Origin of the sequence: Mycobacterium asiaticum, from assembly GCF_001673635.1 — a bacterium.
In the GTDB taxonomy this organism is placed as follows: Bacteria; Actinomycetota; Actinomycetes; order Mycobacteriales; family Mycobacteriaceae; genus Mycobacterium; species Mycobacterium asiaticum_C.
Genome location: NZ_LZMH01000085.1, coordinates 1 through 11,709 on the forward strand (window position 1 = coordinate 1; position 11,709 = coordinate 11,709).

Consider the following 11,709-nt stretch of genomic DNA (forward strand, 5'->3'; position numbering starts at 1 on the left):
TGCTCCAGATCAGCTGACCCGCCGTGCGCACGGCGTTCTCGACGCTGTCGGGTTCGCCGGCGTCGTACTGCTCGCGCAACCTCCTCAGCCGGCGTCCAGCACGAAATCGGCGAGGAGTTCACCGAGCACTGGCCCGAACTTCATCAGGTTGGCCCCAACGAACCCGGTGACCCGGCCGCGGCGGCGCAGTGCCCAGCCGTCGCCGCCGGCATCCAGCCAGGGCGCGCGCGCCGTCACGCAGTCCACCTGACCCACCGGCGTCAACGTCGGGAACAGCCGGCGCACGGTCGCCGGGTCCGCCACGTCCTGGCCGAAGGCCCAGCGACCGGTGCTGCCGATGGGCAGGCCGTAGCCCTCCGGCGCGGACAGGCAGGCGGCGCCGGTCGCATCGGCGCCCTGGTAGGTGAACCGGGTGTGCGAGCCGAACTCGATGTCGAGTGGACCGAACAGGGCGGGGGTCTGCACACCGGCGCAGATCAGCACCCGCTCGGCCCGCAGCTGCGTTCCGTCCCCGAGCGCGACCGCACCGTCGTCGGCGACCGACAGGACATCGGCCCGCCGGATGTCCGCGCGCTGGGCCAGGGCGGTCAACGCCCGACGGATGCGCAAGCTGCCGCCGAGCGGATCGAAAATGCCGGTCTCCCAAGGCACGTCGACGAAGGGAAGGTGTGCGGCGATTTCGCCACGGTCGAGCCGCCGGAACTCGGCGCCCGCCTCGCGCATGGCGGCGGCGACAGCGTCGACTGCACCAGCGGAGATAAAACCTTCGGAGCCCAGCAGCCGTCCTGCGCCGAACTCTGACTCCCAGCGCCGCCAGCCCTCGCGGGCATGCAGGGCAAGCCGACACAATTCCGGGCGTTGGTGCGCGATGCGGAAGATCCGCGCCAGCCCGACAGACTGCTCGGCGAACGGCTCGCCACGCTCGATCACCAGCGCGTGTTCACCGCGCCGGGACAGTGTGTAGGCGGCCGCGAGCCCCGAGATGCCGGCGCCGACGATGACGATCATGCTCCGCAGCACTCAGAAGTAGAAGCCGGAGTAGGGGGCGAGGGGCACCGCGAACAACTCGTCGGCGACCGCCAGCGCCGCGGGATCATCGGCCCGCGCCAGCCCGGCCAGAGCGAGACTGCGCCACGTCGCACCGCCGAGCAGGACCGCGCCTAGACCTTCGACCTCAACGTGCACGTCCGGCGAGCGATCGGTAAGCGTGGCGCCGTCGCCGCTGATTGCGAAGACCCCCGAATTACCCTCCAACAGAGCATCATTGACCGCAAGGGTGAATGAACCGGCACCGGAGTAGCGGCGCGCGGCGAGCGCGTTCGGGACGTCGATGATGCGCAACCACGTCTCGTCGTAAACCGCGGTCACCTTGGCGGCGCGCCGATCCGTCAGCAGCGATGGCAGCGCGTCGTCGAGGGGCAGCATCCAGAACATCACGCGGTCGACCAGATCCAAACCCAGCAGGAAACGGAGCAGGCCGAGGTAGGCGTCGGTGCTGGGGGCAAAGAAGTCCTCCACCACGATGGTGCGCTGGTCGCTGACGAACCACCGGTCGGTGTCGATGGGACGGTAGCGGGCGAATCCCGACTCCGATCCGGGTTCGCCGTGCACCGCGATATACAAAGGGCCAGGCCCGGATTCACTGCGCCGCCGGACGCTTTGCCACCACACCTCGGGGCGGTCGATGGTGCCTGGCCGGGCCGGGCGGTGCACGGAATAGATACGCGGCAACAAGTCCCACGCCTGCGCCACATCGAGCAACCGCACCGGACCGCCCGACTCAACGCCTGGCCGAAACGCCGCCCGCGCCGTCTGCACCTCCACGCTCTGCGTGGAACTAGCTACCCCGTAGCCGTAGCGCCCGTAGATCGTCGCCTCCGAGGCCCGCAATGTCGCGACCACCTCACCGCGGGCGGCGAAATCGCGCAATTGATGTCCGACCAGACCGCTGGCAACGCCTCGGCGGGTGTAGGACGGCAGGACCCCGATGTGCGTCACGGCGGCATGGCCCACGATCTCACCGCCGGGCAAGGTCAGTGTGCTGGTCACCGCGTCGGCAGTACCGACCAGGCGGTCGTCGACGAACGCGCCGATGGTCCGGCCGGGTTCGAGCATGGTGGCGATCTGGCCGGGCGCCAGGTCCAGCGGCGGGAATCCGACCATGGCGGTGCGGAACACGTTCGACGCGGCCAGCAGATCGGCTTCGCCGTCCAGCACGCGGATGTCGGTGGTCACCCACTCTTCTTACGCCATGTCGTCGGTCAGTTGGCGCGGGCACGTTAGACCGCCGAGCGGGTGGGTACACGTTGAGTGAACGGTTGTTCGCAGTTAATCCGTGTAGCCCGGTAGTCCTTGCGGGCAGCCGCTCTGTCAATGCGTGAACGCGCAAGAGTGCTTAGCGGGCGGAAGGAATTACGTATGCCAGAAGTGGCACTTCATCACGACGGACACCCGAAGTTTCGACGGATGGTTCGCTTCGACTGGTCGGAGACGCCTCTGCATTGGGTCCCCGATGACCCGTTCTCGACACACATGATCAACGTCCTGCATCTGTTGTTGCCCGAGGGCGAGCGTCACTTCATCAAGGCGGTACTGGAGGCCTCGTCGCTCGTCGACGATCCGGAGTTGGAGGCGGCCATCAAGCCGTTCATCCAGCAGGAATCCTGGCATGCGTGGGCGCACCAGGTGGTGCTTGACCATCTTGCCGAACAGGGCATTGACACCAAGCCGTACACCGACCGACTCGGTAAGACATTGTCATTCAGCCTCGGTGATCCGCCCAGGTATTTTCCGCCGCCACTGCGCCGCTGGTGGCTGTACCGGCGCCTGGCGGATGTGGCCGCGCTCGAACATTTCACCGCGATGCTGGGCGAGTGGGTGCTGACCAACCAGGGTCTCGATTACGCCCGCGCCGACCCGATGATGCTGGATCTGCTGCGCTGGCACGGCGCGGAGGAAGTCGAGCATCGCTCCCTGGTGTTCGACGTTTACCAGCACGTCTGCGGCAGCTACACGATCCGCGCTTTCTCCATGTTCATGACCGCACCACTGTTCATCGGCTGGTGGGTCGCCGGAGCCAGGTATCTGATGAACCACGACCCGACCATCGATCAGAAATGGCGATGGCGCGACTGGATGCGGGCGGCTCGGCAATACCGGCTACCCGGGCCGTGGAAATTGCTGGTGACCTCGCCCGTGCGGTATATGCGGCCCAGCCATCACCCCAGTGCCGAGGCGGATACGCAGATGGCGATCGACTACCTGAATTACTCGCCGGTGGCCAAGGCCGCTCGCGAGCGCGCGCGACAGGCGGCGCTGCGATGAGGGTTTCAGTGGATCTGGACACCTGCGATGGGAACGGCGTGTGCATGAGCATCTGCCATGAGGTGTTCGAGGTGGCCGAAGACGGGCTTCACGTCCTGCAGGAGGAGCCGGGTGAAGAATTTCGTCAGCAGTTGAAGGGCGCCGAAGTGTCCTGCCCGACCCAGGCGATCACGGTAAGGGACTGAACGATGCCGACGTCCCTCAAACAAGTGGTTGTCGTCGGCGCCGGGATTGCCGGGACGCGCGCCGCCGAGACGCTGCGGCAGGACGGATACGACGGCGAGCTCACGATCGTGGGCGCGGAACGCTGCGCGCCCTATCATCGTCCGCCGCTATCGAAAAAGTTGCTCAGTGGGAAGGTGCACCGCGCCGGCATCGACCTGGCGCCGCAGTTCGAGATGGAGGCACGGGTCCTGCGTGGCGCGTCGGCGCTCGGACTGGACATGTCGTCCCGGACCCTGCAGGTCCGCGACGGCGACGACGAATTGGCTTTGCATTTCGACGGTTTGGTGATCGCCAGCGGTGCGGTTCCGCGTGAGTGGCCGAACGGGCCACTGCCGGACGGCGTGATGTTGCTTCGCACGGTCGACGACTGCCTGTCGATTCGCGAGCGTCTGAGCTCGCGGCCTCGGGTCGTCGTGGTCGGAGGGGGCTTCATCGGTGCCGAGGTCGCCGCAACGTGCCGGGAGATCGGGCTCGAGGTGGTGCTGATCGAGCGATCTGCCAATCCGTTGCTCGCCGCACTGGGCGGGGAGTTGGCGCCGCACTGGGCCGACCTGCACCGCCAGCATGGTGTCGATCTGCGAGTCGACGTGGGCGTCGACGAGTTCGTCGGCAACGGGCATGTTCAGGCCGTCCGCCTCACCGACGGTTCGCAGGTGCCCGCCGATCTCGTCGTCATCGGCTTAGGTGTCACTCCGGCGACGGGCTGGCTCGAGGGTTCCGGACTGCGGGTGGACGACGGGGTGGTCTGTGATGCCACCGGGACGGTCGAAGGAGGTACCGACGTCGTGGCCGCCGGTGATGTGGCGTCCTGGTGGCACCCGCTGTACGGGCGACAGCTACGCATCGAGCACTGGGATCACGCCGGCCGTCAGGGCGCGGCGGCGGCGCGGACGCTGTTGGCAGGCCGCGATCGCGCGCGGGAGTACCGAGAGGTGCCCTACTTCTGGTCGGACCAGTATGACGTCAAGGTCCAGATGCTGGGTTTTCCAACCGATTACGACGGGATGAAGATCCTCGAGGGTGATCCAGCGACGTGGGAATTCGTCGCTGCCTATGGCCGCGACGGTCACACGACGGCGGTGCTGGGCACCGTACCGGGGCGCGTGGACGCCTATCGGGATGTCGTCCGGACTCAAGCGGAATTCCCGCCCAGTCCACCGGATTAGCCGTCAGGGCACGGCTTGCAGACCGGCGCCATGAATGCGCCCGGCTCCGGTCCAGCGCGCCAGCGCCGCCGTCCACCCGGGCCGATCGGCCGACTCGCCGGCCCAGGCGGTGTAGCCGTCCGGTCGGACCAGCACCGCCGGACCGTCATCACAGCGTTCGGCCTGGTGTAGGTCGACGGCATCGACCGCGGCTGCGCCCTGTTCGCGAACCAGCACAAAGCTGGGCAGGATCCGCTGCAGCTCGGTGAGCCGTCCCTGGGTGAGCGGGATCTGGGTGGCGCGGGTGCCCACCAGCGGGTGGTCGTCGCGGCGGCGGCCATACCGCAATGTCGTACCGGCGAAGCTGCCTGCGACCGTGTCGCGCACCCGGGAGAGGCGAAGCAGCCTCGGTGCCAGCAGGTTTCGCAACCTTCGCGCCACGCGGGGATGCAGTGTGACGCCGCGGGCCAGCATGCCGGACTGGAACAGCACCCGTTTGGCGATCGGGTACCGCTCGTCATGATAGGTGTCGAGCACTCCGGCATCCGCACCGCCGAGCACGGCGTCGATCTTCCACGCCAGGTTCGCCGCATCCTGGATGCCGGTGTTCATGCCCTGCCCGCCCATCGGCGAGTGTACGTGGGCGGCATCACCGGCCAGGAAAACACGACCGTGCCGATAGCGCGTGACTTGCCGTTCCTCACAATGGAATCGGGATTTCCACTGGATATCCACCACCGTCAGCTCGGCGCCCATGGCCTGGTCGAGGACGGTGATGATCTCCTCGTCGGAGACGGGCTGGTCATCGGGCACCTGATAGCCGCGGTCCCAGGTCATCGCGCGGTACCACGAGCCCTGCGCGTCGCGCCGCTGATACGGCGCCAGGAACGCGAACGAGTTCCGGGTGCTGCCGACCTTCAGTCCGTCGCCGGCGGGCGGGTGCGCCAGCTTGACATCGGCCAGCACGATCGAGGACAGCACCGTCTTACCGGGGAAATCCGCGCCCACCAAGGGGCGGACCGTGCTGTGCGCGCCGTCGGCACCGATCAGATACCGTGCGCGCCAAAGTCTCCCGCCAGCCGTGCGGACTGTGACCCCGGTGGAATCCTGTTCGAGGCCGGTGACCTCGATGCCGCGGCGAATATCGGCGCCCTGCGCGACGGCGTACTCGCGCAGCGCCGCGTCGACGTTGGTCTGTGGGGTGACCGCCACGAACCGGTAGGGCGAGTCGAGTTGGGTGAGATCGATGCGGGCGCCGCCGAAGATCGTGACGCCCGGCGCCCGATGTGCCCGGGTCAGCAGGTCCTCGGCCAGCCCGCGGGCGTCGAGCACCTCAAGGGTGCGGGCCATGGTGGCAAACGCCCGGCTGGCCGGGTTGACGGTGGGCCAGCGCTCCAGCACGGTGACCGACCGGCCGGCCCGGGCCAGGTCACCGGCCGCGGTGAGTCCGGTGGGCCCAGCGCCCACAACGAGTACATCGACGTCATAGCCGCTCATTTCGCCACCGCCTCGGGGTGCGGGTACCAACGGCGGATGTCGTCGGGCGTGGACTGGGCCGCGTAGTTGAACACGAAGCGGCAGTTGGGTTGTGCGACGTGCGCGGCATTGACGATCGCTTCGAAGAGCAGCGTGTTGGTTGCGACCAGCCGCACGCCCGCCCCGATCAGCACCGCGTCGTAGGAGTTGGCTTGCAGCCACTGGCGGGCCTTGGCAGCGCCCGCCTCACCGAAGTCGATCAGGCAGTTGTCGACCCGGTAGCCCGCTGCGCGCAACGCCGCGACGTTGTCGTCATTGGCGGCACGCAGCTTTTCCCGGTTAAGGCCGGGGAACTGGGCGAAGTCCGGCGATGAGCAGTCGATCACGTCGGGGTCGAGACCTATCTGAATGGCGGTTACGGTCATGAGAACCTCCAATTTCAACAACTGTTGAAGTCAACGGTAAACCCCGGGTCTGGTCGTGTCAACAATTGTTGAATACACTGCTGGGCATGCCTTTGAAGCCTCGCGAGAAGCGCGATGGACAGACAACGCGAGCGGCCATCCTGGCGACGGCACGCTCGCAATTCGCCAACCACGGCTTCGAACGCACCACGATCCGTTCGATCGCGGCCGCGGCCGGGGTGGACCCGGCACTGGTCATGCACTACTTCGGTAGCAAGGCCGAATTGTTCGCGGCGGCATCGCGATTCGACATCACCTTCCCGGACCTCAGTGCTGTCCCGCCCGATCGGCTCGTCGATGTGTTGCTGCCGATGTTCGTCTCGGTCTGGGGATCCGACGGTCCGTTTCTGCCGCTGTTGCGCGCGGCCGCGACCAACCGCGCCGCCGCGGACGCCATGCTCGAGGTGTTCGTCGACCGGGTGGCGCCGGCGCTGGCCGCCGCCGTCCCGGACCATCCCGCCGAGCGTGCCGCGCTGGTGGGATCCCAGGTGCTCGGGCTGGCGACGGCCCGCTACATCCTACGGATCCCGGCGCTGACCGAGATGGACGACGCGACCCTCGCCGATTGGCTGCGTCCGGTGTTCGCGCGTTACCTGACCGGTCCGGTCAGCTCGTGACGCCGATGTGCTCGTGCACGCACTGGATGAACGCGTGGGTGGCCGCGGACCGCAGGCGGCTCGGGGGTGCCACCAGGTGAACCTCGCGCCGTAGGTCCGCGCCTCGAACGGGCAGCAGCACCAGGGTTGCATTGACCTCGGCCCGGCTGTTGGCCACCGACTCGGGCAGCAACGCGACACCGAGTTGCTGGCAGACGAAGTGGATCACCTCGTCGACGCGGGTCACTTCGAAGGCGACCCGACGCCGGACGTCGGCGAACCCGCGATCGGTCTCGCGGCGCAGACCGTAGCCAGGCGGGAAGTCGATGAACGGGATTTCGGCCAATTCCCGCAGCGACACCGACGGGTGGGCGGCCAGGGGGTGTCCCTGTGGCAGCACGGCGACCAGCGACTCGGTGAACAGATGCTCGAAGGTGAGCTGCTCGTTTGAACGCGCGTCATTGGAGCCGACGATCGCCGCGTCCAGATTGCGGTCCCGGGTGGCCTGGACGAGCAGGTCGCTGCCGCCGCTGCGCAGCGTCACCGTGACGTCGGGGTAGCGGGCGTGGAAGGTCGCCATGAGCGCGGCGACATCGAGGCTCTCCGAGGGAATTTCCATCATCCCGACGCTAAGTCGGCCGGTCACCATTCCCCGCAGCGCTTGGGCATCGATCGCGATCTGATCCACTCCGGCGATGACCTGTCGAAGCAGCGGCAGCAGGGCCTCGCCGGCCGGCGTCAGCGAGACTGACCGGGTGGTGCGGTTGAAGACGGAAACGCCCAGCTCATCCTCGAGTTTGCGGACCTGCTGGCTCAGCGCCGACTGCACCACGAACAATGTTTCCGCGGCGCGCGTGAAGCTGCGGGTCTCGGCCACGGCGAGAACGTAGCGAAGCTGCTGAAGGTTCACGATCGATCACTTTCGATGATTGATCGGATCATATCTATGCGCTGGACGCCTAAGTGTCGGACGCACACAATAAGCGGCATGTCTGTCGTCGTGCGGCCCGTTGGCGGTCTCCGGACCAACGACTGCTCGTCGGTCGAGGTACGGGACCGGATCACGGCCGAATTCGCGACGCTGCCGTTTCTGGGTACTTTGACCTGCCAGACGGAGCGGGTGGTCGCCGGCGCAACCGAAGAAATCGTATTCACCTACACCGTCGGGCAATCCGGCATCGCCGACAGTGGCTGGCTGAAGCTGTGCTTCCGCTATTACTCCGACTGGGACCTGCAGACCACCGACCCCACCGGGCGCGACTTCGCCACCGCGTCGCTCGTCAGTCGCTCGGTGCTGGGCGGCGCATCGCCCGACGGCCGGGCCACCGTGCAGCGACTGGCCACCCGTTACGACGTCAAGGGCGGGGAACGGCCCTTCCAGAAATCGCTGCTGGTTCACGTGGTGGACGGCTATCTGCGTCCCGCCGACGTGATCGAGATCCGGCTCGGCGACCGCCGATTCGGGGGACCAGGAACCCGGGTGCAGACCTTCGTCGAGGACGACTTCGAGGTGCACCTCTACGTCGATCCGCTCGGCACCTCCCGGATGGCGCACGCCGCGGTCGCCAAGCTCGCCGTCACTGCCGGCCCGCCTGACCGCCTGGTGGTGCATGGGCCGCGGGTGGTCGGCGCCGGCACCAGGACGGCGCAGCTGCGCACCCACCTGCAGGACCGGTGGGGCAACGCCTGCCAGGACGTCGCGGCGACGGTGCGCGCCGAGGTCGACGGCGAGATCATCGCGACCGCAACCACTACGGCGACGGGCTGGGCGCATGCCGTCTTGGACGTCCCGGCGGAAAAGGCTTACATCAAGCTGAGCGCCGAGGCGGACGGCACCTCCTTCGGACCGTGCACCGTCGCCATCGACGTTGTCGAGGATCTGCCCGCGCCGCGGGGACTGTTCTGCGATCTGCACGTGCATTCCAACGACACCGTCGGAACGCAGAACACGGACTGGAACCTGCGCTACGGGCGCGACATCGGCGGCCTGGACGTCCTCGGATACACGGCCAACGATTTCCAGATCACCGACGGCGCCTGGTCGAAGGTGGTGGCCGCGTGCCGAACCGCCGCGCAGGACGGCACTTTCGTTTGTTTCCCCGGCGTGGAGTGGTGCGGGACCGCCGGCGTGGGCGGCGACCACAACGTCGTCTTCCTCGACGAGGACACCACCATCGCGCGGTCGCTGGAATGGCGCCAGGGCATGGCTGCGGCCGCCCCGAGCCCGCAGACGTGGCCGATCACCGAGCTGTACGCGGCCTACGAGAAGGAGCCGGAAGCCTATCTGCTGATTCCGCATGTCGGGGGCCGGCGGGCCGTCCTGGATTGGCACCACCCCGAGCTGGAGCGACTGATCGAGGTGCACTCCAGCTGGGGCAGCAGTCCGTGGTTCCTCGAGGATGCGTTGGCCCGCGGCCTCAAGGTCGGTGCCAGCGCCGCCAGCGACGAACACCGCGGCCGTCCCGGTGGTGGTGCACCCGGGGCCAACATCTTCGGCGGGCAGGGCGGCCTGACCGGTGTGCTCGCCGAACAACTCACCGCCAAGCACGTCGGACGCGCACTGCGCTCCCGCCGCACCTGGGCTACCACCGGCGCGCGGGCGGTGGCATTGCTGCGCAGCGGCTACGACTGGATGGGCGACGAAATCCTCACGGCCGCCGACGAACTCACCGCGGATTACGCTGTCTACGGCAGCACCGGCATCGAAGACCTGCTGATCTACGACACACACGGCCCGTTGTGGCGGCGCGATCTCAACGCCGAAACCGGGCTGTCGGATTCGCTGGTCCGGATCCGCTGGGGTGGCGCGCGGCACCGCGACCGTTACCGCTGGGCGACGTGGACGGGCCGGTTGCGGGTCGAGGGCAGTAGTCTCGACTCCGTATCACCGTGGGCCATCAGCCATCCCGAACAGCGCATCGACACCGACGGCCAGGTCGTCAACTGGCACACCGCGACCTATGGTGCGGACATCGGATTGATCATGCGGCTCGGCGACCTTGACCAGGCGCGGTTACACATCGAGGCGACGGTGCTCGAAGAAGAACATCGTGCGAGCCTCACCGTGACCGGTGCGCAGTTGCTCGATCAAGCCGAAATTACTGAGCCCGCGGGTGGTTTGAACCTGCACATCCAGGTCGAGCGCATCGCCGACCCGTCGGCACTGCCCATCACCGTCAGCGGTGCGCTGACACTGACGCTGCCGCGGGAACACAGTGCGGTCTATCTGCGGGCGTTGCAGAGTGACGGACACCAGATCTGGACCAGCCCGCTGTTCGTCACGCGACCGCAGGCGCAGCCATGATGACGGGCCGCAGTGCACTGACCCGGCGCCGGCACGTTGACTTCGGCCGCATCACCTGCGCGTCTTGTCCGGGTTCGCAGCACGCCGGCTGAGCACGCCGGTTCCGCCCGTCCCGCCCCTTCCATCCCCGGAGCACCCGTGTTTCCTCGTAAATATCTCTCTGCGGTAGTCGCTTTCGCCCTCACCGGTGCGGCGGTGCTGGTCGGCTGCGGCGGCCACACCCCATCGTCGAACTCGTCCGGTGTCACCCTGCGGCTCGGCTACCTGACCCGGATCACCCACGCCTCCGCCCTGGTCGGTATCGACACTGGTGCGTTCGCGAAAAACCTGGGACCCGGGGTCAAGTTCGAGCCACAGCCCTTCGGCCAGGGCACGGCCGAAACCACCGCATTGCTGTCCAACAATCTCGACGCCGCCTTCATCGGTCCCAACCCGGCGTTCAACGCGTGGCAGCGCTCCAACGGCACTGCCATCAAGATCATCTCCGGCTCCGCGTCCGGAGGGACTTCGCTGGTCGTCAAGCCGGGCATCAACTCGGCGCAGGACTTCCGCGGGAAGACGTTCGCCGATCCGGCGCTGGGCGGCGCCCAGGACGTCAGTCTGCGGGACTGGCTGCTCAAGAACGGATTGAAGACCAATCCGCAAGGCGGCGGCGATGTCTCGATCAAACCGACCAACCCCGAGTCGGCGATCGTGCAACAGTTCATCAACAATCAGATCGACGGCGCCATCGAATCCGCGCCCTACGATGTGCAGCTGGTCAACGCCGGCGGCGTGCGGCTCTGGTCGGACCCCAACACGATCACCATCCTGGTGGTCCGGCAGGAGTTCTTGTCCGCTCACCCCGACGTCGTGGCCGGGCTGATCCGCGGTCAGATCGAGGCCAACGAGACGATCCACAACAATCCCGACGCCGCTGCCCGCTCCGCCAACGCCACGTTGACCAAGGCGCTGGGCAGCGGGTTGCCGCAAGACGTTCTGACGGCGTCGTTCCAGGAGACGACGTTCACCAACGATCCCGGTGTGCAATCGCTGAATGATCAGGTCCGCAAGGCGGTTTCGGTCGGGTTGTTGCAGCCGCTGAACCTCGACGGCATCTTCGACCTCGGCCCCCTCAATCGTGAGCTCGCGGCGAAGGGTGCGCCGCCGGTGGCCGCGTGACGACCGCCGCACTA

11 protein-coding genes and 1 pseudogene are annotated in these 11,709 nt (G+C 67.4%); 6 read left to right on the forward strand and 6 right to left on the reverse strand.

Annotated features, from left to right (window positions below):
- The 3 genes and pseudogenes from A5645_RS28970 to A5645_RS25975 all read right to left on the reverse strand — a co-directional run.
- Positions 1 to 76: pseudogene (locus tag A5645_RS28970) on the reverse strand (TetR/AcrR family transcriptional regulator); the annotation flags it as partial.
- Between the two features lie 8 nt (positions 77 to 84).
- Positions 85 to 1,008, reverse strand: coding sequence for an NAD(P)/FAD-dependent oxidoreductase (locus tag A5645_RS25970; RefSeq protein WP_065131623.1), 924 nt, complete (start codon positions 1,006 to 1,008; stop codon positions 85 to 87).
- A gap of 12 nt (positions 1,009 to 1,020) precedes the next feature.
- Positions 1,021 to 2,235 carry a GNAT family N-acetyltransferase gene (locus A5645_RS25975; RefSeq protein ID WP_065131550.1) on the reverse strand — a complete coding sequence of 405 codons (1,215 nt, stop codon included), beginning with the start codon at positions 2,233 to 2,235 and terminating at the stop codon, positions 1,021 to 1,023.
- A 183-nt stretch (positions 2,236 to 2,418) separates the two neighbouring features.
- Here A5645_RS25975 and A5645_RS25980 point away from each other — a divergent pair, with 183 nt between their 5' ends.
- Genes A5645_RS25980 through A5645_RS25990 form a run of 3 tightly spaced genes read left to right on the forward strand, consistent with a single transcriptional unit; the run spans position 2,419 to position 4,715 of the window.
- Entirely contained in the window at positions 2,419 to 3,324 is a 906-nt protein-coding gene (locus A5645_RS25980) for a metal-dependent hydrolase (RefSeq protein ID WP_065131551.1), read from the forward strand.
- A gap of 8 nt (positions 3,325 to 3,332) precedes the next feature.
- Entirely contained in the window at positions 3,333 to 3,509 is a 177-nt protein-coding gene (locus A5645_RS25985) for a ferredoxin (RefSeq protein ID WP_253867162.1), read from the forward strand.
- Between the two features lie 3 nt (positions 3,510 to 3,512).
- The gene (locus A5645_RS25990) at positions 3,513 to 4,715 is read left to right on the forward strand and encodes an NAD(P)/FAD-dependent oxidoreductase (protein ID WP_065131552.1); all 1,203 of its coding nucleotides are present in this window, start codon (positions 3,513 to 3,515) and stop codon (positions 4,713 to 4,715) included.
- Positions 4,716 to 4,718: 3 nt separating this feature from the next.
- Here A5645_RS25990 and A5645_RS25995 read toward each other — a convergent pair whose 3' ends face one another.
- Positions 4,719 to 6,191, reverse strand: a complete 1,473-nt coding sequence (locus A5645_RS25995; protein WP_065131553.1) for an FAD-dependent oxidoreductase — start codon at positions 6,189 to 6,191, stop codon at positions 4,719 to 4,721.
- Positions 6,188 to 6,595 carry a hypothetical protein gene (locus tag A5645_RS26000; RefSeq protein WP_065131554.1) on the reverse strand — a complete coding sequence of 136 codons (408 nt, stop codon included), beginning with the start codon at positions 6,593 to 6,595 and terminating at the stop codon, positions 6,188 to 6,190. Before A5645_RS26000 ends, A5645_RS25995 begins: the two co-directional genes overlap by 4 nt.
- A gap of 86 nt (positions 6,596 to 6,681) precedes the next feature.
- Between A5645_RS26000 and A5645_RS26005 the strand changes: the two genes are divergently transcribed.
- Positions 6,682 to 7,251 carry a TetR/AcrR family transcriptional regulator gene (locus A5645_RS26005; RefSeq protein ID WP_065131555.1) on the forward strand — a complete coding sequence of 190 codons (570 nt, stop codon included), beginning with the start codon at positions 6,682 to 6,684 and terminating at the stop codon, positions 7,249 to 7,251.
- On the opposite strand, the gene A5645_RS26010 is transcribed toward A5645_RS26005, so the two are convergent.
- Positions 7,241 to 8,140 carry a LysR family transcriptional regulator gene (locus A5645_RS26010; RefSeq protein WP_065131556.1) on the reverse strand — a complete coding sequence of 300 codons (900 nt, stop codon included), beginning with the start codon at positions 8,138 to 8,140 and terminating at the stop codon, positions 7,241 to 7,243. The genes A5645_RS26005 and A5645_RS26010 overlap by 11 nt on opposite strands.
- Positions 8,141 to 8,218: 78 nt before the next feature.
- Between A5645_RS26010 and A5645_RS26015 the strand changes: the two genes are divergently transcribed.
- Together A5645_RS26015 and A5645_RS26020 are read left to right on the forward strand one after the other, a co-directional pair.
- A complete protein-coding gene (locus A5645_RS26015) occupies positions 8,219 to 10,534 on the forward strand; it encodes a CehA/McbA family metallohydrolase domain-containing protein (RefSeq protein ID WP_065131557.1) in 2,316 nt (771 codons plus the stop codon).
- Positions 10,535 to 10,672: 138 nt separating this feature from the next.
- Positions 10,673 to 11,695 (forward strand): ABC transporter substrate-binding protein, encoded by a 1,023-nt coding sequence (locus A5645_RS26020; RefSeq protein ID WP_065131558.1) that lies wholly within the window; start codon positions 10,673 to 10,675, stop codon positions 11,693 to 11,695.
- Positions 11,696 to 11,709 lie beyond the last annotated feature (14 nt).

Excerpts from the sequence above, each read along its gene's own strand:
- A5645_RS26005 (WP_065131555.1), top strand. The coding sequence starts at position 6,682 with ATGCCTTTGAAGCCTCGCGAGAAGCGCGATGGACAGACAACGCGAGCG.
- A5645_RS25995 (WP_065131553.1), bottom strand. The coding sequence starts at position 6,191 with ATGAGCGGCTATGACGTCGATGTACTCGTTGTGGGCGCTGGGCCCACC.
- A5645_RS25970 (WP_065131623.1), bottom strand. The coding sequence starts at position 1,008 with ATGATCGTCATCGTCGGCGCCGGCATCTCGGGGCTCGCGGCCGCCTAC.
- A5645_RS26000 (WP_065131554.1), bottom strand. The coding sequence starts at position 6,595 with ATGACCGTAACCGCCATTCAGATAGGTCTCGACCCCGACGTGATCGAC.
- A5645_RS25980 (WP_065131551.1), top strand. The coding sequence starts at position 2,419 with ATGCCAGAAGTGGCACTTCATCACGACGGACACCCGAAGTTTCGACGG.
- A5645_RS26015 (WP_065131557.1), top strand. The coding sequence starts at position 8,219 with ATGTCTGTCGTCGTGCGGCCCGTTGGCGGTCTCCGGACCAACGACTGC.
- A5645_RS25990 (WP_065131552.1), top strand. The coding sequence starts at position 3,513 with ATGCCGACGTCCCTCAAACAAGTGGTTGTCGTCGGCGCCGGGATTGCC.